This is a genomic window from Acinetobacter sp. SFD, assembly GCF_001647575.1.
Classification (GTDB): domain Bacteria; phylum Pseudomonadota; class Gammaproteobacteria; order Pseudomonadales; family Moraxellaceae; genus Acinetobacter; species Acinetobacter pecorum.
In genome coordinates, this window is record NZ_LSZJ01000001.1 from 360739 (window position 1) to 379143 (window position 18405).

21 protein-coding genes are annotated in these 18405 nt (G+C 45.1%); 1 reads left to right on the forward strand and 20 read right to left on the reverse strand.

The window, feature by feature from the left end; genetic code table 11:
- Window positions 1-447 precede the first annotated feature (447 nt).
- The 9 genes from yjgA to mazG all read right to left on the reverse strand — a co-directional run bounded on the left by yjgA (window position 448) and on the right by mazG (window position 7113).
- Window positions 448-981: a ribosome biogenesis factor YjgA gene (gene yjgA / locus AY605_RS01780; protein WP_064094761.1), complete on the reverse strand. Its 534-nt coding sequence runs from the start codon at window positions 979-981 to the stop codon at window positions 448-450.
- A 2-nt stretch (window positions 982-983) separates the two neighbouring features.
- Window positions 984-1253, reverse strand: coding sequence for an HPr family phosphocarrier protein (locus AY605_RS01785; protein ID WP_064094762.1), 270 nt, complete (start codon window positions 1251-1253; stop codon window positions 984-986).
- Complete coding sequence (gene rapZ / locus AY605_RS01790; RefSeq protein WP_064094763.1) at window positions 1250-2101, reverse strand: RNase adapter RapZ; 852 nt, start codon at window positions 2099-2101, stop codon at window positions 1250-1252. Before rapZ ends, AY605_RS01785 begins: the two co-directional genes overlap by 4 nt.
- A gap of 18 nt (window positions 2102-2119) precedes the next feature.
- The gene (panC, locus tag AY605_RS01795) at window positions 2120-2968 is read right to left on the reverse strand and encodes a pantoate--beta-alanine ligase (RefSeq protein ID WP_064094764.1); all 849 of its coding nucleotides are present in this window, start codon (window positions 2966-2968) and stop codon (window positions 2120-2122) included.
- Window position 2969: 1 nt separating this feature from the next.
- On the reverse strand, window positions 2970-3779 hold the full coding sequence (gene panB / locus AY605_RS01800; protein WP_064094765.1) for a 3-methyl-2-oxobutanoate hydroxymethyltransferase: 810 nt from the start codon (window positions 3777-3779) through the stop codon (window positions 2970-2972).
- Between the two features lie 53 nt (window positions 3780-3832).
- Entirely contained in the window at window positions 3833-4318 is a 486-nt protein-coding gene (folK, locus tag AY605_RS01805) for a 2-amino-4-hydroxy-6-hydroxymethyldihydropteridine diphosphokinase (RefSeq protein ID WP_064094766.1), read from the reverse strand.
- Window positions 4315-5784, reverse strand: a complete 1470-nt coding sequence (gene pcnB, locus AY605_RS01810; RefSeq protein ID WP_064094767.1) for a polynucleotide adenylyltransferase PcnB — start codon at window positions 5782-5784, stop codon at window positions 4315-4317. The genes folK and pcnB overlap by 4 nt, the downstream gene beginning before the upstream one ends.
- 137 nt (window positions 5785-5921) lie before the next feature.
- Entirely contained in the window at window positions 5922-6341 is a 420-nt protein-coding gene (locus AY605_RS01815) for a ComEA family DNA-binding protein (RefSeq protein WP_064094768.1), read from the reverse strand.
- Window positions 6301-7113, reverse strand: coding sequence for a nucleoside triphosphate pyrophosphohydrolase (gene mazG / locus AY605_RS01820; protein ID WP_064094769.1), 813 nt, complete (start codon window positions 7111-7113; stop codon window positions 6301-6303). The genes AY605_RS01815 and mazG overlap by 41 nt, the downstream gene beginning before the upstream one ends.
- Before the next feature lie 93 nt (window positions 7114-7206).
- Between mazG and AY605_RS01825 the strand changes: the two genes are divergently transcribed.
- On the forward strand, window positions 7207-7977 hold the full coding sequence (locus AY605_RS01825) for an SDR family oxidoreductase (protein ID WP_064094770.1): 771 nt from the start codon (window positions 7207-7209) through the stop codon (window positions 7975-7977).
- A 20-nt stretch (window positions 7978-7997) separates the two neighbouring features.
- Here the strand turns inward: AY605_RS01825 and AY605_RS01830 are convergent, their stop codons facing one another.
- The 11 genes from AY605_RS01830 to iscX all read right to left on the reverse strand — a co-directional run bounded on the left by AY605_RS01830 (window position 7998) and on the right by iscX (window position 18372).
- A complete protein-coding gene (locus tag AY605_RS01830) occupies window positions 7998-8642 on the reverse strand; it encodes a 4'-phosphopantetheinyl transferase family protein (protein WP_064094771.1) in 645 nt (214 codons plus the stop codon).
- A gap of 138 nt (window positions 8643-8780) precedes the next feature.
- Window positions 8781-10190, reverse strand: coding sequence for a ribosome biogenesis GTPase Der (der, locus tag AY605_RS01835; protein ID WP_005103252.1), 1410 nt, complete (start codon window positions 10188-10190; stop codon window positions 8781-8783).
- 167 nt (window positions 10191-10357) lie between these two features.
- Window positions 10358-11506, reverse strand: a complete 1149-nt coding sequence (gene bamB, locus AY605_RS01840; protein WP_064094772.1) for an outer membrane protein assembly factor BamB — start codon at window positions 11504-11506, stop codon at window positions 10358-10360.
- Window positions 11503-12201: a YfgM family protein gene (locus AY605_RS01845; RefSeq protein WP_064094773.1), complete on the reverse strand. Its 699-nt coding sequence runs from the start codon at window positions 12199-12201 to the stop codon at window positions 11503-11505. Before AY605_RS01845 ends, bamB begins: the two co-directional genes overlap by 4 nt.
- Window positions 12202-12231: 30 nt before the next feature.
- On the reverse strand, window positions 12232-13527 hold the full coding sequence (gene hisS, locus AY605_RS01850) for a histidine--tRNA ligase (RefSeq protein ID WP_064094774.1): 1296 nt from the start codon (window positions 13525-13527) through the stop codon (window positions 12232-12234).
- Between the two features lie 3 nt (window positions 13528-13530).
- Window positions 13531-14652, reverse strand: coding sequence for a flavodoxin-dependent (E)-4-hydroxy-3-methylbut-2-enyl-diphosphate synthase (gene ispG / locus AY605_RS01855; RefSeq protein WP_064094775.1), 1122 nt, complete (start codon window positions 14650-14652; stop codon window positions 13531-13533).
- Window positions 14653-14675: 23 nt separating this feature from the next.
- The gene (locus tag AY605_RS01860; RefSeq protein ID WP_064094776.1) at window positions 14676-15467 is read right to left on the reverse strand and encodes a helix-turn-helix domain-containing protein; all 792 of its coding nucleotides are present in this window, start codon (window positions 15465-15467) and stop codon (window positions 14676-14678) included.
- Entirely contained in the window at window positions 15458-16258 is an 801-nt protein-coding gene (gene pilW, locus AY605_RS01865) for a type IV pilus biogenesis/stability protein PilW (protein ID WP_005261820.1), read from the reverse strand. Before pilW ends, AY605_RS01860 begins: the two co-directional genes overlap by 10 nt.
- A gap of 14 nt (window positions 16259-16272) precedes the next feature.
- Window positions 16273-17508 (reverse strand): 23S rRNA (adenine(2503)-C(2))-methyltransferase RlmN, encoded by a 1236-nt coding sequence (rlmN, locus tag AY605_RS01870; protein ID WP_064094777.1) that lies wholly within the window; start codon window positions 17506-17508, stop codon window positions 16273-16275.
- A 122-nt stretch (window positions 17509-17630) separates the two neighbouring features.
- Complete coding sequence (gene ndk / locus AY605_RS01875; RefSeq protein ID WP_064094778.1) at window positions 17631-18062, reverse strand: nucleoside-diphosphate kinase; 432 nt, start codon at window positions 18060-18062, stop codon at window positions 17631-17633.
- A gap of 109 nt (window positions 18063-18171) precedes the next feature.
- Window positions 18172-18372: a Fe-S cluster assembly protein IscX gene (gene iscX, locus AY605_RS01880; protein ID WP_064094779.1), complete on the reverse strand. Its 201-nt coding sequence runs from the start codon at window positions 18370-18372 to the stop codon at window positions 18172-18174.
- Window positions 18373-18405 lie beyond the last annotated feature (33 nt).

Sequence of the window (18405 nt, forward strand, 5' to 3'; positions counted from 1 at the left end):
TTTGTACTCATCTTAACATACTATTGACCAAAAAATACCCAGCATCGCTTTTTACCGTGCTTTAAATAAAAGCTAATCTTTTTTCAATGATATAGCTTTAGAGTGAGATCAAATAAATTACTTTCCCACCGATTATTTTCACTCCTATCTAACTCAGAATGAGTTTTTAATTATTTAAATTATCTTAACAATTATACGGTAGAACATCTTTGAAATTTAGAATTTCGATCAAAAAAAATTCACAAAATCAGCTGAGAATTGTAAATGAATTACATTCGCTAACAAATTAATTGCGGAATTTTTTTGTTTTATTGATCTATCCAGTGATAGAAATGAAAATCAGGAGAAGAAAAGACAGAGGCTATAGGTAATTCATATTTAAGAAAATTAAATTAAATCTGGCATAAAAAAGCGGCCTATAAAGACCACTTTTTCAAAAAGTAGCGATTAGTTATCTGAAATCAGCGCTACTTGCTGTACATAGTTAAATAGCTTTAATTTAGACGCATTCACTTCTTCTTCAGCAGCCTGATTTTTTAAATCACGATGCACCCGAAGATAATGCTGGCGCAAGGTATGACGCTCTGTCGCATTAAAGGTTTTGGTAAACTCATTGATGGCTGGATCACCATCTTTGACAATTCGATCAACCCAGCGCTGTAATTGGGCTGTCTTTTTCAAACCTTGCTTCGGGGTAAGATAAGACAAAATCACGGTTTCATTTTCATTGCGCAGCAATTTGCCTATCCGTGAAAATTGACGACGACGTGCTTCATGAGAACTAATTGCTTGCACATCAAGCAAAGCCTCAATCAAACGCTCATCCACAGGTAGGTTTTTAATTTGTTTAGCGCTCAGCTCTGCAAGCTGTGCACCTAAAGCGGCCATACGCTGGACCGCTTTTTTCTGTTCGGTTTTACTTGCGCGCCCCTCTAAAGACTCAAAATCTTCTTCAGTTAAACTGTTCGGTCGACGTGCCACGATTAATCTGCCTCATAAAATTTTGCTGCAAATAGTGCCTGAATTTCAGATAAGGCCTTGTCCTCGTCTGCTCCTTCAATCACTAAGCGTAAAGTTGTTCCTTTGCCTGCACCAAGCATGAGCAAGGACATGATATTTTTAGCATCTACCAGTTTTTCAGTCTTGCCAATCTGGATACTGGAACGAAACTTGGTGGTAACTTCTATCAGTTTACCAGATGCGCGTGCATGTAAACCCAGTTTATTAATTACGTCAACTGTCGTATCTATCATGACCAGTGCTTCATTTCTCGATGGAGGACTTGAATAGACCATTTTGCCTCAAGCGCTTTTTTTAGTCTATCCACAATATAAACAGAACGATGCTGACCACCGGTACAGCCAATCGACACGGTCATATAATGACGGTGTCCCTCGGCAAAAGTTGGCAACCATTTATCCAGAAAATGATAAAGGTCATTAAACATCTCTTCGACCTGATCGCTCTTTTGTAAAAATTCCTGCACCGGCTGATCCAATCCTGAAAATTTGCGCAGTTCTAGCTCCCAATGCGGGTTCGGCAAATGCCGGACATCAAAGACATAATCCGCATCGAGTGGAATCCCGTGCTTATAACCAAATGATTGCAAAATCAGGATCAGGTTATCGGCTTGTCCCAGTTTGGACAACAGAGTATGTTTCAAGTCATGTACGCTTTTGTCGGTGGTATCGATATGCACCGTAGAACGCAACTGAATCGGCATCAACAGGATTTTCTCTTCCTGAATGCACTGATTCAGACTTTTAAAGCGTGATGCCAGAGGATGTGGGCGACGCGAGGCACTGAAGCGTGCAATCAGCTCCTGATCCTGCGTAGTCAGATAGATAATATCGACCGAACCATGCTGTTGTAGCTGCTCAAATACATGATCAAATTCTTGTAAATCTGCCCGGGTACTGCGTACATCCACACCCAGCGCCAACTGTTCCAGATTGTTTTCACTGTCCAGTTTTGCCACGATTTCGGGAAGCAATGCCAAAGGCAGATTATCAATACAGTAATAACCCAGATCTTCAAGCACCTGTAATGCAGATGATTTACCTGAACCAGATTGCCCTGTGACAATTAAAATGCGCTTCATGCATGCTACCCTTTCATCTTAGCCGGCAGTATATTTGACCTGCAAGTTGTCGATTAGACGCGTATTCCCCAGCTTTGCAGCTACAAATAACACAAGATCTTGATTAAACGTATGAATTTTTTGTAATTCCGGAGTACGGGCTTCAACATAATCAATAACGAAACCGGCATCGGTTAGGCTCTGGCGAATTTCGGCCAATACCGTATCCAGTTCTACGCCTGCGTGTAGCTGCTGTTCAGCCCGTTTTAAACTTTGATAAATTACCGGTGCGATTGCACGCTGTTCTTTGCTTAAGTAACCATTACGAGAACTTAAAGCCAGACCATCTTCTGCACGGGCAATCGGCACACCAATCACTTCCAGCGGAATATTCAGGTCTTGTACAAACTGCCGAATGACCGCCAGCTGCTGATAATCTTTCTGGCCAAAGAAAGCATAATTCGGCTGTATGATGTTAAATAATTTAGTAACCACCACCGCCACACCATCAAAATGGCCAGGGCGCTGCGAACCGCATAAATCATTGGTAATTTCAGACACACTGATATTGGTCAGACGCGGTTTTTTGCCATACATCTGTTCCACACTTGGAGCAAAGACAATGTCACAACCGACTTCAGCCAGAAGCTGCTGATCCTGTTCAAGCGTGCGCGGATAGCTGTCAAAATCTTCATTGGGTCCAAACTGGATCGGATTGACAAAGATACTGACCACCACCACATCACACAACTTACGCGCTTCACGTACCAGATTTAAATGTCCCTGATGCAGATTGCCCATGGTCGGTACAAAACCAATGATCTTGCGCTTGGCACGTGCGGGATTTAATGATGCGGCTAATCCCTGAATGGTGGTTTCTGTTTTCATCTTACAATTCAACCTGAAAAGTCTGTTCTGGTGCCGGAAAAGATCCATCTAAAACTGCAGCATGGTACGCTTTAAAAGCATCCAGAATGGCAGTAGCACCCGATTGTTCCTGCATAAAATTACGTACAAATTTTGCGGTATGGCCAAAGGTCAGACCCAACATGTCCTGAACCACCAGTACCTGGCCGTCTGTAGCTGCACCTGCGCCAATACCAATCACGGGAATCTGCGGAAACAGTTCGGTGATTTCCTGGCCAAGTTGTGCCGGTACGCATTCAAGTAGCAATAGTGCAGCTCCCGCCTCTACTACTGCCTTACAATCTGCAATGAGCTGATCAGCCGCTTCACGGGTACGGGCTTGCAGTTTATAACCACCAAAAACATGTACCGATTGCGGAGTAAGACCCAGATGCACACATACCGGAATACCGTTTCGGGTCAGTACCTGCACTGTTTCTGCCAGCCATGCACCACCTTCCATTTTCACCATTTGTGCGCCGGCTTGCATCACGGTTTTCGAGCTTTGCAAGGCATCATTTAAGGTGGCATAGCTCATAAATGGTAAATCAGTCATGATAAAGGCATGCTGGTTACCACGGCGTACCGCAGCCGTATGATAAGCCATATCAGCAACCGTAACAGGCAAAGTCGAATCGCGGCCCTGAATTGACATTCCCAGAGAATCGCCAATTAAAATGCTATCGACTTGGGCAATTTCCATGGCTTTGGCCATACTGGCATCATAACAAGTCAGGCATGAAAATTTGCGTCGATCTGCTTTGAAGCGTCTTAAATCACTCAGACTGACCATGAAGATGTTCCTCTATGATTGAAGTTCTCTCGAACATACCAATAACTCAAAAATTAAATATTTGCCCAGTTGCTGTCATCGAGTACCGTGAGGGTCGATTGTTTGACGATGTCCAGGTCTTTTAAGAATGTGTCATTGACCTGTATTTCAGAATCAATATCCAGAAGTGGAATCAAGACAAAATCACGCTCTAATACCCCGACATGCGGCACGGTGAGACGTTCATTTCGAATCTGCTTGTTACCGTAGATCAGTAAGTCCAGATCCAGCGTACGTTCACCCCAATGCCGCAAACGTACCCGACCTGCTTCCTGCTCAAAAGCTTGCAAACGATCCAGCAAGCTTAAAGCGGCCAGATCAGTCGTTAACTGTACAACGGCATTCAGATAGTTTGGCTGGTCCTGTGGTCCCATGGGTGGACTTTGATACAGATGCGAGGTTTTTACCTGACCCAATGTCGCCAGTTTCTGTACAGCTTCTGCCAGAATCTGGCGTGAATCGCCCAGATTACTGCCCAGGCCAATATAAGTCACGATCATTGTGTTGGCCCAAATACCACCTGACTCAGATCACGTTTTACCCGCTTGCGTTTCATAATCGGATGATCTGCGCCAATTTCACCACTGGCACTGGCTGCCACATGCGACAGAGGTTTTACCTTGTCTTCAAACTTGGCTTTACGCGCCCGGCGGTTACGCGGCTCAGGTTCATTTACCAACGGTTCGATCTCAATGGAATCTTGCTGCTTCAGTTTCTGTTCCAGAGGTTCTTCTTGACTTGCCTTACGCCGGCTCTTGGCACGCTGACGGTTATATTGGCTAATAGCACGCTCTTTCTCGTCACCACTCATTTGCTGGTAAGCATCCCACCAGCTGCCCATCTCCTGTGCAGTCGCATCACCTGATTTTTCACGCAACAGCAAAAAGTCAAAGCCGGCACGGAAACGTGCATGGCTGGACAAAGCTTCGATTTGCTGTGGTTTAGGATTTAGCAAACGGGTCTGCATTTCCCAGATTTCACGAATAAAAGTTTCTGCAAAGCGCGGAATAACAGTACGGGTTGCCTGGCGTTTTAACACGTCGAGACCAGCTTGGGCACGTGCTTCAGCCGCTACTACACCTTTATTCAGATAGAATTCGCAACGTTCCAGAAATGGCTGCCATAACAGCACTGCATAGAAAAATGCCGGGTTGATGGTTTTGCCGATAGAAATGCGCTGATCAGTATTTTTTGCAGCGCGTTCCATAAACGGCGTAATTTTAGGTTTGATATCTGCAAATAACTGCTGCCAGATTCCAAAATCGATCAGCATCGGCAAGACACGATTCAGATGTCCCATGGTGAACAGTTTCTGTGATTCATCATAAAGTCGATGTGGGGAAACATCACGCAGCAACTGGGTCATTTCCGGAGTGAAAACCTCCAGAATGGCTTCATCAATATTGAAGTTCAGTTTGGCGGCAAAACGCAAGGTTCGTAGCATCCGTACCGGATCTTCTTCAAATCTTAAAGCTGGATCACCCAGTAAGCGTAACGTTTTGCTGTGAATATCATCCACTGCATTGCAGAAATCCAGCACAATGCCCTTACGCGGCTGGTAGTACATCGCATTGATGGAGAAATCACGACGGGAAAAATCCTGTTCGATGCTACCCCAGTTATTATCACGCAGAATCATCCCCGCGGCCGAGGTCACTGCTTTTTTGGGTGGTGCACGGAAAGTTGCTACTTCAACCAGTTCCCGTCCCGAATAGACATGGGCCAGTTCGAAACGTCGCCCGATAATTCGACAACGCCGTCCGAAAACTTCCTTGACCTGAGCCGGGGTGGCATTGGTAACTGCATCGAAATCTTTAGGATTCAAACCTAACATTAGATCTCGAACACCACCACCCACGATATAAGCTTCATAGCCTGCCTTGTTTAAGGCATCAATCACATCGAGAATATAAGAAGGTAATTGAGCGGTTGATAAACCACATTTTGACGCGCGCAAAGTTTGCAAAAGACGCTGTCTCCTACGTCTGAACGTAAAATTCTAAGATGACGCTAATCATATCGCTTACACGACTAAAGGGCAATTTGATTATGTCAATCCTACGAGTCAAATCAATCAACTAATCCATGATCCATATGGTCGCCCTACAAAGCGAGTTTCGCCTTGTTTTTAGCAAATAAAGCTGGTCCAATGCCTTTGACCTGCTGAATATCTTCAATGCTTTTGAACTTACCGTTTTTTTGCCGATACTGAATAATGGCTTCAGCCTTCTTCTGACCAATCCCGTGCAATTCCTGCAACTGTTCGAGGCTGGCACGATTCAGGCTGATTTTGTCAGTAGCCGAATCTGACAATGCAGGCTTGGCCAGATAATGATCGCTTTCTGATGTGGCGGTAACAGCGGCTTTTTTCTTCAGCCGCGCATCATGTTGCTGCTGTTGGGTCTTCCATTCCATATAATCGGTGGCAGTTGCATGCACAGTCCCGATAGAAATACAGCCGAGCCAGCAACCCAGAACAAGATTAATCCATGTCGGACCGATTTGATAAGATATTTTTTTCATGTCCCACTCTTTGTTTTAATTGTAATTTTGCCTGTTCCCAGAGCTGATCAAGTTCAGCCAGTGACAGTTTTTCCAGGTTTAATTGTTGTAATTGTGCCTGATCTTCCATCAGGGCAAAGCGGGTCCGGAATTTATGGATTGTTCCTAATAATGCCATCTCGCTGGAGATGCCAAGTTTACGTCCAACATTGACCAGAGAAAATAAGCAGTCGCCAAATTCTTCCTGTATTTCATCGGAATTCTGTCCGGCTACCGCTGCTTTTAATTCAGCCAGTTCTTCTTCCAGCTTGGCATAAGCACCCGCCATGTCCGGAAAATCAAAACCGATTTTGGCGACATTTTTCTGAATCTCATCCGCCTGCTGCAGTGCAGGTGCGTGCTTAACATCGTCTAAACGTGAACGTGGCTTGCCTTGTTTTTCTTGCTGCTTGATTTCTTTCCATAGCTTGGACACATCTTCCGGACTAAGCTGCTTAAACTGTTCTGCCTGAAATACATGAGGATGACGACGAATCAGTTTCTCGGTAATAGCCTGCACCACATCCTGAAAATCAAAAGCGCCCTGCTCACTATACATCTGCGACTGGAACACGACCTGTAACAGCAAGTCACCCAGTTCATCGCGGACATCATCAACCTTTCCTGAGCGCACAGCTGCTTCGACTTCATAAGCTTCCTCAATCGCATATTTGATCAGCGATTCGGGAGTTTGCTGCTGATCCCATGGACATTTTTCACGTAATTCGCGCATGACCTGAAGTAGTTGTTCCATTTTCAAAAACCTCTTTTTTTTTACCAAATAGTCGCGTCAATCTGCCGGTTTCTTGTTATGCTCAAAAAAAAAGACAATAAGGAGATCAAACACATGCACAGTATATTGATTAGTGGCGCAGCACAAGGAATTGGGGCAGCAACCGCCCAGCTATTTTACCAGCACGGCTATAAAGTCGGTATTTATGATATCAATACGGCACAGGCTGAACAGCTGGCCCAGCAACTGGGCGAACATGCCAAAGCCGGCTTTCTCGATGTGGCCGATTATGCTTCCTGGGAAACAGCCTTGTCTGAATTTTCGGCCTGGGCGGGGGAAATCAATATTCTGGTCAATAATGCCGGGATTTTATATTCAGGCCCTTTTGAAGAAACTGATATTACGGCGCATCATCGGACTCTGGATATTAATGTTAAAGGAGTCATAAACGGCTGTCATGCCGCTTTTCCTTATTTAAAAGAGTCTGCATTTGCCCGCATCATTAATCTATCTTCAGCTTCGGCAATTTATGGACAGGCCGATTTAAGCAGTTATTCCACCAGCAAGTTTGCAGTGCGTGGCCTGACTGAAAGTCTGGATATTGAGTGGCAACCCTATGGAATCCGGGTATTGGATGTGATGCCGCTTTTCGTTAGTACGGCCATGGTCAAAGATATGCAGGCAGAAAGTATTAAAAAAATGGGCGTGCATTTAAAAGCAGAGGATGTAGCGCAAGAGATTCTTAAACTGGCACAGCTCAAAGATTCAATCTGGCAGGCAACCCATCATCCGGTTGGTTTCAAAAGCCAGTTTTTATTTCATTTATCGCGAATGAGTCCGCAATTTGTGAATCGGCTGAGCAACCTGATCATTGCCAGAAAATAAAATCTGAGATTGATTCTGGCCTAGACAATGTGATGAAGCTGAATCACCGGAAATCTCAGCCCGTTGCAAGAGTGCTCACTTTGCCAGGCCACGGTGAGCATGCAGCCAGCAAGCGTATAATTTTGATAGGCATAGACGCCAATCTCTGGATGTTCGCAGCGCCCGCCATTTTGCTCAGGATGAAGATTGGTATTCAGTTCATTCAGGTTTATCCGGATTCCCAAGCCTGATGCCTTTAACACGGCCTCTTTGGTCGTCCAGACCTTGAACCAGTATTCGGGATCATAATCCAGCACTTGCCACTTTTTGATTTCCTCAGGATGGAAGGCATGTTGTGCCAAGGCTTCAAAACGGACTTTACGGCTCAGTTCTTCAATATCGATTCCCAAGTTCTGAACTTGCTTGCTCGTGGCCAAGGCGTAGAAATTCTGGCTATGGCTATGATTAAAACTGAAGTCTGGATAGTCATTTAAATAAGGCTTGCCAAAATTCGTCCGCACCACCTGTTGATCGCTAACTGGCAATTCAAAAGATTGGGATAAAAGCTGATTGCGCAAAAATGCCACTTCGCGTTTCCGTTCGGCAACCTGGGTTTTGCGGTCTGACAATTGATCACATGCCAGATCAGAAAGTTGATGCAGATGAATTTGAATCAGCCGAGCCACGTGAATCCATTAAAAAGATGTCAATTGATTTGAGTGTAAAAGAATTTACACTTTTATTGGAAGAGAAATTCTATTATGTCTCTAAACAAAAAGCCCGCTGTACGCAGGCTTTTTATCCGAAAAATTTAAACTATAGAATTAGCGTTTAAATTTCTTCTCGGCTTTCTTGAATTTCTGTACATAACGACGTTTACGCGCAGCTGCACGCTCATCCACTTGAGACTTACGGCCTTCAAACGGGTTTTCAGAAGTTTTAAACTCGATTTTAATCGGTGTACCTTCAAGCTTGTACACTTTACGGAACACGTTTTCCAGGTAACGACGATAATCTGCAGGAGTTTTATCCACCTTGTTACCATGAATCACGATCGTTGGCGGATTTTGTCCACCCATATGTGCGTAACGCATTTTAATACGACGGCCCTGAACCATAGGCGGTTGGTGGGCCTCTGTCGCATCATTTAAAATCTGGGTGATTTTTGCCGGTGACACTTTTAAACGCGATGAATCATAAGCACGGTGAATCGATGGATAAAGATCGCCCACACCCGTTCCATGCAATGCAGAAATCAAATGCACCTTCGCCCATGGAATAAAATCGAAGCGACGCTCTACATCGAGCTTACATTGCTTACGATCATATTCAGTCATGTTATCCCATTTATTGACTGCAATAACCATGGCACGACCCGCTTCAAGTGCATAGCCAATCAAATGCAAGTCCTGCTCAACAATACCATCACGTGCATCAACCACAACAACAATGACATTGGCATCTTTCATTGCCTGTAAAGTTTTAACAATCGAGAATTTCTCAATCATTTCATCAACTTTACCTTTACGGCGCACCCCGGCAGTATCAATCAGAGTGTATTGACGGCCATCACGCTCGAATGGAATATAAATCGAGTCACGTGTTGTACCCGGCTGGTCAAATGCCACCACACGCTCTTCACCGAGCAAGCGGTTTACCAGCGTTGATTTACCTACGTTTGGACGACCAATAATGGCTAAACGCAGACCCGTATTTTTGTCATGCTCTTCCGGATTTTCATCTTCCGGTACATCGGCAAGTACATCTTCCAGCATTTGCTGGACACCACGACCATGGCTGGCTGCGACTTGTAACGGCTCGCCCATACCCAGTTTGTAGAATTCAACCAAGGCAGCTTCAGCATGTACACCATCGACTTTGTTGGCAACCAGAAAGACTTTTTTGCCTAAAGTACGCAATTCACGGGCAATCTGCTCATCAGATGCCAGCAATCCGGCACGCGCATCAACCACAAAAATGATGATGTCGGCTTCATGAATAGCAGTCTTGGACTGCTCTGCCATGTAGGAGTCAATCCCACCTTCATTTTCGCCAATACCGCCAGTATCGACCACAATGAAAGATTTATTTTGATAAGTTGCATCGCCATATTTACGGTCGCGTGTCAGACCGGCAAAGTCTGCCACCAATGCGTCACGGCTCTTGGTAATCTGGTTGAATAGCGTTGATTTTCCGACGTTCGGACGACCAATGAGCGCAATTACGGGTTTCATAGAGTAACCTTTATTTAATATCAGGCGTCAAAGTGGCCTGAACATCAGAAAGCATAGGAAGATATAAGGGGTAAATACCCTAAATAAAAACACGGGGCATTGATTTTTCAATCACCCCGCGTTCAAAAAATACGGTTGTGGCTAGTTTAGCATAAGGCTCGTTAAAATTAACGGTTCTGCCAAATGCTTAATGCGCCCTTGCGTGTGGAAACATACAGCTGGTTGTCGATGACGCGTAAGTTACGCACTTCTCCAGAAGTTTTTGCACGACCGGTTATCTGTCCGGTACGCGGATCAATCAGGTGCAAAACGCCATCCAGATCGCCGACCACCAAGTCAGTACCCAGCATCACCGGGTTACTTAACTTGCGATTCAGCAGCTGGTCATTTTCCCAAAGAAGTTGACCTGAAGTAATCTCAAAGGCTTTGATTTTGCCATCAGTTTGCGCCACAAATACACCATTACCCACAACTTCTGGACGCTGGATACTGCTGGCATCTTCACTCCAGACCACCTGTTGTGAAGCCAGATCCAGTACAGTCACCTGACCTTGATAGCTAGTAGTCACCACAAACTGGCCTGCAACCACTGGTTCACCATCAATATCCACCAGACGCTGGATATCAGAACGCCCGTCAGACACTGCTACACGGCGCTGTAATTTCGGTATACCACTTAAGGCATCCAGCACATAGATGTAAGCATTGGAAGAGCCTATCAGCACATTACGCGCATCTAATGCAACCGGTGCAGCCATGCCGCGCAGGCTGAATTGTACATTAGGCAAATTATAAGTCCAGACTTGTGCGCCTGTCGCGATTTCATGCGCATACACAGTACCGTCATTGGTCACGCTAATGACACGCCCGGCATGAATTAATGAGGGTGCCAGTAAGGCACCGGTCAATTGCGCAGTCCATTTTTGTTCACCAGTTTGCTGGTCCAGTGCAAAAAGCTGGCCTTTCTGGTTACCGACAACCACGATTCCCTCAGCTGCTTCCACACCGGAACTTAAACCATCTTTGCTGACTTTTTTCTGCCACAGACGCTGCTTACCATTAAAAGCAGAAACCTCACCTTTTGGATCTATCGCAAAAACCACGCCATTATCTGCATCCAGACGCAAACGTAATGGATCGGCAGCCTCTGTCGCAGCCACACTAGTGGAAAATACGGGCACCAGTGTTTTGGCTTGGGTCAGTTTTGGAAGTGGATTTGGTTTTACTTCTGGAACTTTATTGGTTTTACCTGCACAGCCAGCCAATGCAAGCGTTAAAACAGTCAAGGCACAGGTAATTTTGTATTTTCTATTCATTCAGCTTCTTCCGCTTGTGTTTCTATAATTGGGCGTTCGATTTCAGGATCATCGACCAATACGCCTACGCTTTCGAGCTTCATCTGTAAAATCTGACGTTCTTCTTTACGTTCAATCAAAGCATCCCATGCACTTTGATATACTTTTTTAGCATTTTCAATATCATTTTTGGCAACATAGATATCGCCACGAGCTTCATCGGCGGTTGCTTTGAATGCAGGTTCAGTGACTGCTTCTAAAGTTTTTAATGCCGCATCATATTTTTTCTGCGCCAATTGTGCATAAGCCAGACGAAGTTTGACTACCTGAACCAGGCCTTTATCGTCTACTTTCGAGTTTTCAACTTTCTGTAGCGCTTTCTCAGCCGCAGCATAATCTTCTTTGTCATAAGCCAGTTTTGCCATCACCAGTTGGGTCTGAATCGCCTGCGCTGAATCAGGGGCTTCCTTGACAATTTTATCTGCAGTTTCAGACAGCTGAGCAAAACCATCGCCTTTCGATGCTTGTGCATCATCCATCAACTGCTGAACTCTGGCAGTGTTCATTTGCGACTCTGCCAGGTTTTTCTTCTGCCAATATTCCCATCCGAAAAAGGCAATCAGCGCAATTAAAATCCCGGTAATCATCGAAGAACCATATTTCTTCGTAAAGGATTTTAAGCTTTCAAACTGTTCATCACCACTCATTGCGCTCATGAGATTACCCTTTTCCTAATGTTTTATCGATTATTTTGAAGAAATTTTAGTACTAAAAAATGCAACGAAGTCCGTAAATGGTACATTCGATTGCTCTGCGGTTGCCAGCTCTTTCACGGTAAATGCCTGAGCTTCCAGTTCACGTTCCCCTAAAATCGCCGCATATAAAGCACCGGCTTGATCAGCCTTTTTCATTTGCGATTTCATTGAACCCTGTGAGCCCACTTTCAGTCGAATCTGACTGCCTGCTGCTTCCAGCTGATCACGAATCTGCTCCGCAATGACCAAAGCTTTACCTTGAGCAGCCGGTTCAGCCACCAGGAATACTTCACAATCACGTGTCGGGGTATTGTCTTCAACCTGTTCCAGCAGAAGCAATAAACGCTCGATCCCCATGGCAAAACCCACAGCAGGGACAGATTGATCAGGCTTACCTTTAAGTTGTCCCACCAGACCGTCATAACGGCCACCGGCACATACCGTACCCTGTGAACCCAAATGGGTTGTGGTCCATTCAAAAACAGTTTTGTTGTAATAGTCCAGACCACGTACCAGTTTTTGATTGATCACAAAACTGATGCCTGCATCAGTCAAGTACTGTTGTAGCTGGGTAAAATGCGCCAGCGTTTCTTCACCCATAAAGTCATGAAGTTTTGGTGCATTTTCCAAGATGCTTTGTGTTTTGGCATCTTTAGAATCCAGAATACGCAGTGGATTGGTGGTTAAACGACGCTGAGAATCTTCATCCAGATCCGATTTATGTGACTCTAAAAATTCAACCAGTGCCGCACGATATGCTGCACGCTCATCCGACTCACCGAGTGTATTTAACTCAAGCTGAACCTTGTCTGCCACACCCATGCGTTTCCACAGACGCGCTGTCATCAGAATCAGTTCTGCATCCATATCTGGCGTTGCCACACCAAAGGTTTCTACACCAAACTGGTGAAACTGACGGTAACGGCCTTTTTGCGGTTTTTCATAACGGAACATGGGTCCGATATACCAGACGCGAGGCGTCGCACCGCGCAGCAGGTTATGCTCCAGCATGGCACGTACACAACCTGCCGTCCCTTCAGGACGCAGCGTCAACGACTCAGGCGGATTACCCTTATCGAGGAAGGTATACATTTCTTTTTCAACGATATCGGTTGCATCACCGATCGAACGTTTGAACAGATTGGTCTGCTCAACCATAGGCAAACGGATTTGTTGATAGCCATAGGCATCCATCAAACCGGATAGATGCTGTTCAAGACGTCTCCAAGCTGGGGTTTGCGTTGGGAGAATGTCATTAAAACCTTTGATTGCGACGATTGAACTCATGATCTACTCAGGAAAACTTGTACGAATAATTTCTTTAGATTTAGCTTCTTCAAGCTCGGAAACACGTTGACGAACCATGGTTTCGATTTCATCAACCAATTGATTCGTGTCAATTAAATGGCTCTTTTCACCATTACGGTACACCAGTGAACGTGGACTTGCACCCACTACACCAATATCGGCTTCTTTGGCTTCGCCCGGCCCATTGACCTTACAGCCAATGACAGAAACATCCATTGGGGTACGAATATCTTCTAAACGCTCTTCAAGTTGCTGCATCACTGAAATCACATTAAATTCCTGACGTGAACAGCTTGGGCAGGCAATGAAGTTAATCCCGTTGGAGCGCAAACCCAGCGATTTCAGAATATCAAAACCAATTTTAATTTCTTCTTCAGGCTCGGCAGCTAAGGAAATACGCATAGTATCCCCAATGCCTTCCATCAGCAGGCCGCCCAAAGCGATCGCAGATTTAACCGAACCGGTACGGTAAATACCCGCTTCCGTGACACCCAGATGGAGCGGATTATCAATTTGCTGTGACAGCAAACGATACGCATCCATGGTCAGGAACACATTCGATGCTTTGACTGAAATTTTGAATTCCTGGAAATCCAGACGGTCTAAAATATCGATATGGCGCATCGCAGATTCAAGCAATGCCTGACCTGTCGGCTCGCCATATTTCTTTTGAATATCTTTTTCCAGGGAGCCGGCATTAACACCGATCCGCATGGAAATGTCGTTATGACGTGCTGCGGCCACGACTTCACGAATTTTCGCTTCAGAACCGATATTGCCCGGGTTAATACGCAGGCAGTCTGCACCCAAATCGGCAACTGCTAAAGCAATTTTATAATCAAAGTGAATATCGGCGACCAAAGGCACATTAACCTGCTTGCGAATTTCACCAAATGCCGCCGCCGCTTCCATCGTTGGCACAGAAACCCGCATGATGTCTGCACCAGCATCGACGCAGCGCTGGATTTGAGCAACCGTAGCTGCCACATCACAGGTTTCAGTATTGGTCATGGACTGGATACTGATTGGTGCATCACCACCCACATAAACTGAACCCACACGAATTTTACGTGTTGGACGACGTTTAATTGGATTTATGATCATTGTTCTGCTCTACTCTTGATCTGTTAAGGTGATAAACGGAATTCTGCTTTTCCGTTCACAGTGTAGGGTGACAATGAAATATTTTCATTATTCAAACTGAGCGATACAGCCGATGCATCATCCAGACGAATCTGGAATGGCGCTTCGCCATTTAGCTGCAAGCTTGATGCCTGACGGCCAGTTGCCAGAACATTGCCCGCCGAGTCTACAATATGCACAGAGGTCGGACGCTTAAACTCAAGTTTCAACTGGTCGCCCGAAAGCGCGTTACCTGTATCCAGATTCAGAATCTCGACATTAGAAGCGCCCACTCCAGAGACTTCACTGCTATTTTGTGAATTACTACTTGACCAGTTCTGAATCATGGCAAACAGTGCGCCCAAAATCAGTAGCACTACCAGCGTAATAAAAATGCGCTTTAACCACTTACGATTGCGGTCCCGCTTGGAGCCTGGCAATTTCCCCATAATTTTAATAGGAGAATTGTTCAGGGCATGATTCGGCAGCAACCCGGTATCATTGGTATAAATTTCATCAAAACGCTGAATAATGCTTGAAGCATCAACACCCAGAAATTTGGCATAAGTCCGGTAATAACCTTTAATGAAGGTCGCTTCAGGCAAAGACTTATATTCGTCCTGTTCCAGTGCAGTCAGGGTTTTGAGCGGAATATTCAACTCTTTCGCTACATCTTCCAGATTGCGTTGCTGATTGATACGAATCTGGCGCAAGTACTCGCCCGGACGTTGAATATTTCCTAACGCATTTGGAGCTACGCTCGAATGATTCGATGGTGAATTAGGATTTACTTCCATACGGCCTCAGTACTGTACTGTAATTGCAAATAACGTTGGTATTCCTGGCTTTCAGGAAAGAGTGCACGTAACTGGTTGACCAATACCTGCATACCCAACTGATCACCTCCGGCACGCGCAGTGCGAATGCCAATCCAGAGTGCACGGGCACCCTGATTTTTCTGCCCCACACCACGCACAAACTGTTGATACATTTGTGTCGCCGCCGGGAACTGCTGGTTCAAATAAAATATTTCTGCCAACTCTAACATTGAAATATAAGAATCGCGATTGGCTTGCAGTGCCTGTTTGAATGATTTTTCAGCATTTGCTGTATCACCCAGTTTCAGGTAAATCCGCCCCATATTTTCCAGTGCGCGGAATCGCTGATCATAACCCAACGTGGCACCAGCAATTTGAAACTGCTCGATCGCATCGTTATAGCGTTCAAGCTGATATAAATAGGTGCCGTAATTATTTCGCGCCTGCGCATTTTTCGGATCGGCCGAAATCGCGCGCTTGAAATAATGATCTGCTTTTTCGAGATTAAGCTTACTACCTTCCTGTTGCAGTAGCACGCCCATCATCATATTTGCTTGAGAATCACGCGGAGTAGTCTCAAGTGCCTGATCCAGCGCACGTTTGGCTGCATCCAGGTCACCTGTTCTCAGATATTCTACCGCCAATTGGGTACGGACTTTGGTGGCCTTTTCAGGGTCTTTCTGACCCAGATCTGGCGTCTGACACGCGACTAAAACCAAAGACACACATACTGTTGAAATCAAAGCAAACTTTGATGTTAGATTTCTCAACTGGCGACCTCTTATTATCCTTGTGAGCGCATGATCTCATTCGATTGCGCAATTTTCTTTTTCCACTGTTCCGCACGACGGGTACGGTCAGCAACTTGTCCGACTAACTGTCCGCACGCGGCATCAATGTCATCACCGCGTGTCTGACGAATCGTACACACAAAACCGGCATCAGACAAAGTTTTTTGGAAAGAAATAATCCGGTTGCGGCTTGAGCGGCCATATGGCGCATGCGGGAACGGATTAAAAGGAATCAAATTAATCTTGCTTGGCAAATTCTTCAACAGCTTAATCATTTGCTGCGCATGTTCAGGATGGTCATTCACGCCATCTAACATCACATATTCAATCGTTACATGTTTACGTGAACTTTCATTCCCATCTTTGGCAATATAACGCTGACATGCAGCAATCAGCTGCTCAAGCGGATATTTTTTATTGATCGGCACCAGCTCGTTACGCAGTTCATCATTTGGCGCATGCAATGAAATAGCCAGCGCCACGTCAATATCTTTGACCATCTGATCGATTTTCGGCACCACACCAGAAGTCGATAAAGTCACACGACGTTTTGACATGCCGTATGCAAAGTCATCCAGCATAATGCGCATTGAATTCAATACTGCATCGTAGTTGAGCAATGGCTCGCCCATGCCCATCATCACCACGTTTGTGACTGAACGTTCACGCTCAAGTACAGGCACATCTTCCATATACGAATAATTCGCCATCCAGAGCTGACCGATAATTTCCGCCTGGGTCAAATCGCGCTGAAAACCCTGTTTACCGGTCGAACAGAATGAACAGTCCAGTGCACAGCCCACTTGTGAAGAAATACACAAAGTGCGACGTAAACCACTGCGATGTTCAGCAGGAATCAGTACCGTTTCAACAAGAGAACCTTCACCATCGCCAACACGGAATACCCATTTACGGGTTCCATCTTTGGAATAGTTTTTATGCACCACTTCCGGTGCTTTAATTTCACAAATCTTTTCCAGTTTTTCACGTAGTTTGCCGGAAATATTGGTCATTTCAGCAAAATCGGTCACGAAGAACTGGTGAATCCATTTCATGACTTGCCCGGCACGAAACTTCTTCTCACCCATATCCTCAAAGAATTTCTCCATTTGCGGACGAGACATGCCGAGTAGGTTCACTTTTTCTACAGCATTTTGCTGTGCCGGAGTGGACGGAGATGGTTGCTGTGCAGCTGAAACTGCAGATACAGCGACGACTTCAGTACTCATGTGTATTACCTAAACCATGCCTAAAGATGAAAGGAGAAGCTCAATATGTGAGCAAAGAATTATTCAGAGAATAAAAAAACCAGATAAGTATAATAACACTTATCTGGCTTGAATACTGCGAATTAACGAGTACGTGGAGCAATCTCAGTTTGCGCGAAGAAGTAGTTAATTTCGCGGTCAGCAGATGCTACAGAGTCAGAACCGTGAGCAGCATTTTCGTCGATGCTTACAGCGAAATCTGCACGGATTGTACCAGGAGCAGCTTCTTTAGGATTTGTCGCGCCAAGGATGTCACGGTGAGCAAGAACAGCATTTTCGCCTTCAAGAACTGAAACAACAACTGGACCAGAAGTCATGAATGCAACTAGGTCAGCAAAGAAACCACGTTCTTTATGCTCAGCGTAGAAGCCTTCAGCTTCAGCTTGAGTCAAATGTTTCATTTTAGTTGCAACAATTTGAAGACCAGCTTTTTCAAAACGAGCAAAGATGTCGCCGATGTGGTTTTTAGCAACTGCGTCTGGTTTAACGATAGATAAAGTACGTTCGATAGCCATGATGGCTCCTTAAGTCAATTGTTGACATGAAATTTTGGCGCATTATACCGAGATAATGCGCATTTTTCTGCTTTTCATCTGTAAAAAAATGCTTTTTTAAGATGAGGGCTTAGCGTGCCTCGTCAATCCATGCCATTTGAATAGCTTCCAGCAGACCTTCAGTCGACTTGGTCGGATCATCTTCAAATTCAGGCAAGGCACATACCCAGGCATGTAAATCGGTAAAACGAACCCACTGCGGGTCCACATCAGGATGCGCTTCGTAGAGTTCAATCGCGATATCGAGAGTATCTGTCCAACGTAAACCCATCTCTATTTCTCACCATAATTGCTTTGATGCTGT

Excerpts from the sequence above, each read along its gene's own strand:
- AY605_RS01785 (WP_064094762.1), bottom strand. The coding sequence starts at position 1,253 with ATGATAGATACGACAGTTGACGTAATTAATAAACTGGGTTTACATGCA.
- rapZ (WP_064094763.1), bottom strand. The coding sequence starts at position 2,101 with ATGAAGCGCATTTTAATTGTCACAGGGCAATCTGGTTCAGGTAAATCA.
- panC (WP_064094764.1), bottom strand. The coding sequence starts at position 2,968 with ATGAAAACAGAAACCACCATTCAGGGATTAGCCGCATCATTAAATCCC.
- panB (WP_064094765.1), bottom strand. The coding sequence starts at position 3,779 with ATGGTCAGTCTGAGTGATTTAAGACGCTTCAAAGCAGATCGACGCAAA.
- folK (WP_064094766.1), bottom strand. The coding sequence starts at position 4,318 with ATGATCGTGACTTATATTGGCCTGGGCAGTAATCTGGGCGATTCACGC.
- AY605_RS01815 (WP_064094768.1), bottom strand. The coding sequence starts at position 6,341 with ATGAAAAAAATATCTTATCAAATCGGTCCGACATGGATTAATCTTGTT.
- mazG (WP_064094769.1), bottom strand. The coding sequence starts at position 7,113 with ATGGAACAACTACTTCAGGTCATGCGCGAATTACGTGAAAAATGTCCA.
- AY605_RS01825 (WP_064094770.1), top strand. The coding sequence starts at position 7,207 with ATGCACAGTATATTGATTAGTGGCGCAGCACAAGGAATTGGGGCAGCA.
- der (WP_005103252.1), bottom strand. The coding sequence starts at position 10,190 with ATGAAACCCGTAATTGCGCTCATTGGTCGTCCGAACGTCGGAAAATCA.
- bamB (WP_064094772.1), bottom strand. The coding sequence starts at position 11,506 with ATGAATAGAAAATACAAAATTACCTGTGCCTTGACTGTTTTAACGCTT.
- AY605_RS01845 (WP_064094773.1), bottom strand. The coding sequence starts at position 12,201 with ATGAGCGCAATGAGTGGTGATGAACAGTTTGAAAGCTTAAAATCCTTT.
- hisS (WP_064094774.1), bottom strand. The coding sequence starts at position 13,527 with ATGAGTTCAATCGTCGCAATCAAAGGTTTTAATGACATTCTCCCAACG.
- ispG (WP_064094775.1), bottom strand. The coding sequence starts at position 14,652 with ATGATCATAAATCCAATTAAACGTCGTCCAACACGTAAAATTCGTGTG.
- AY605_RS01860 (WP_064094776.1), bottom strand. The coding sequence starts at position 15,467 with ATGGAAGTAAATCCTAATTCACCATCGAATCATTCGAGCGTAGCTCCA.
- rlmN (WP_064094777.1), bottom strand. The coding sequence starts at position 17,508 with ATGAGTACTGAAGTCGTCGCTGTATCTGCAGTTTCAGCTGCACAGCAA.
- ndk (WP_064094778.1), bottom strand. The coding sequence starts at position 18,062 with ATGGCTATCGAACGTACTTTATCTATCGTTAAACCAGACGCAGTTGCT.
- iscX (WP_064094779.1), bottom strand. The coding sequence starts at position 18,372 with ATGGGTTTACGTTGGACAGATACTCTCGATATCGCGATTGAACTCTAC.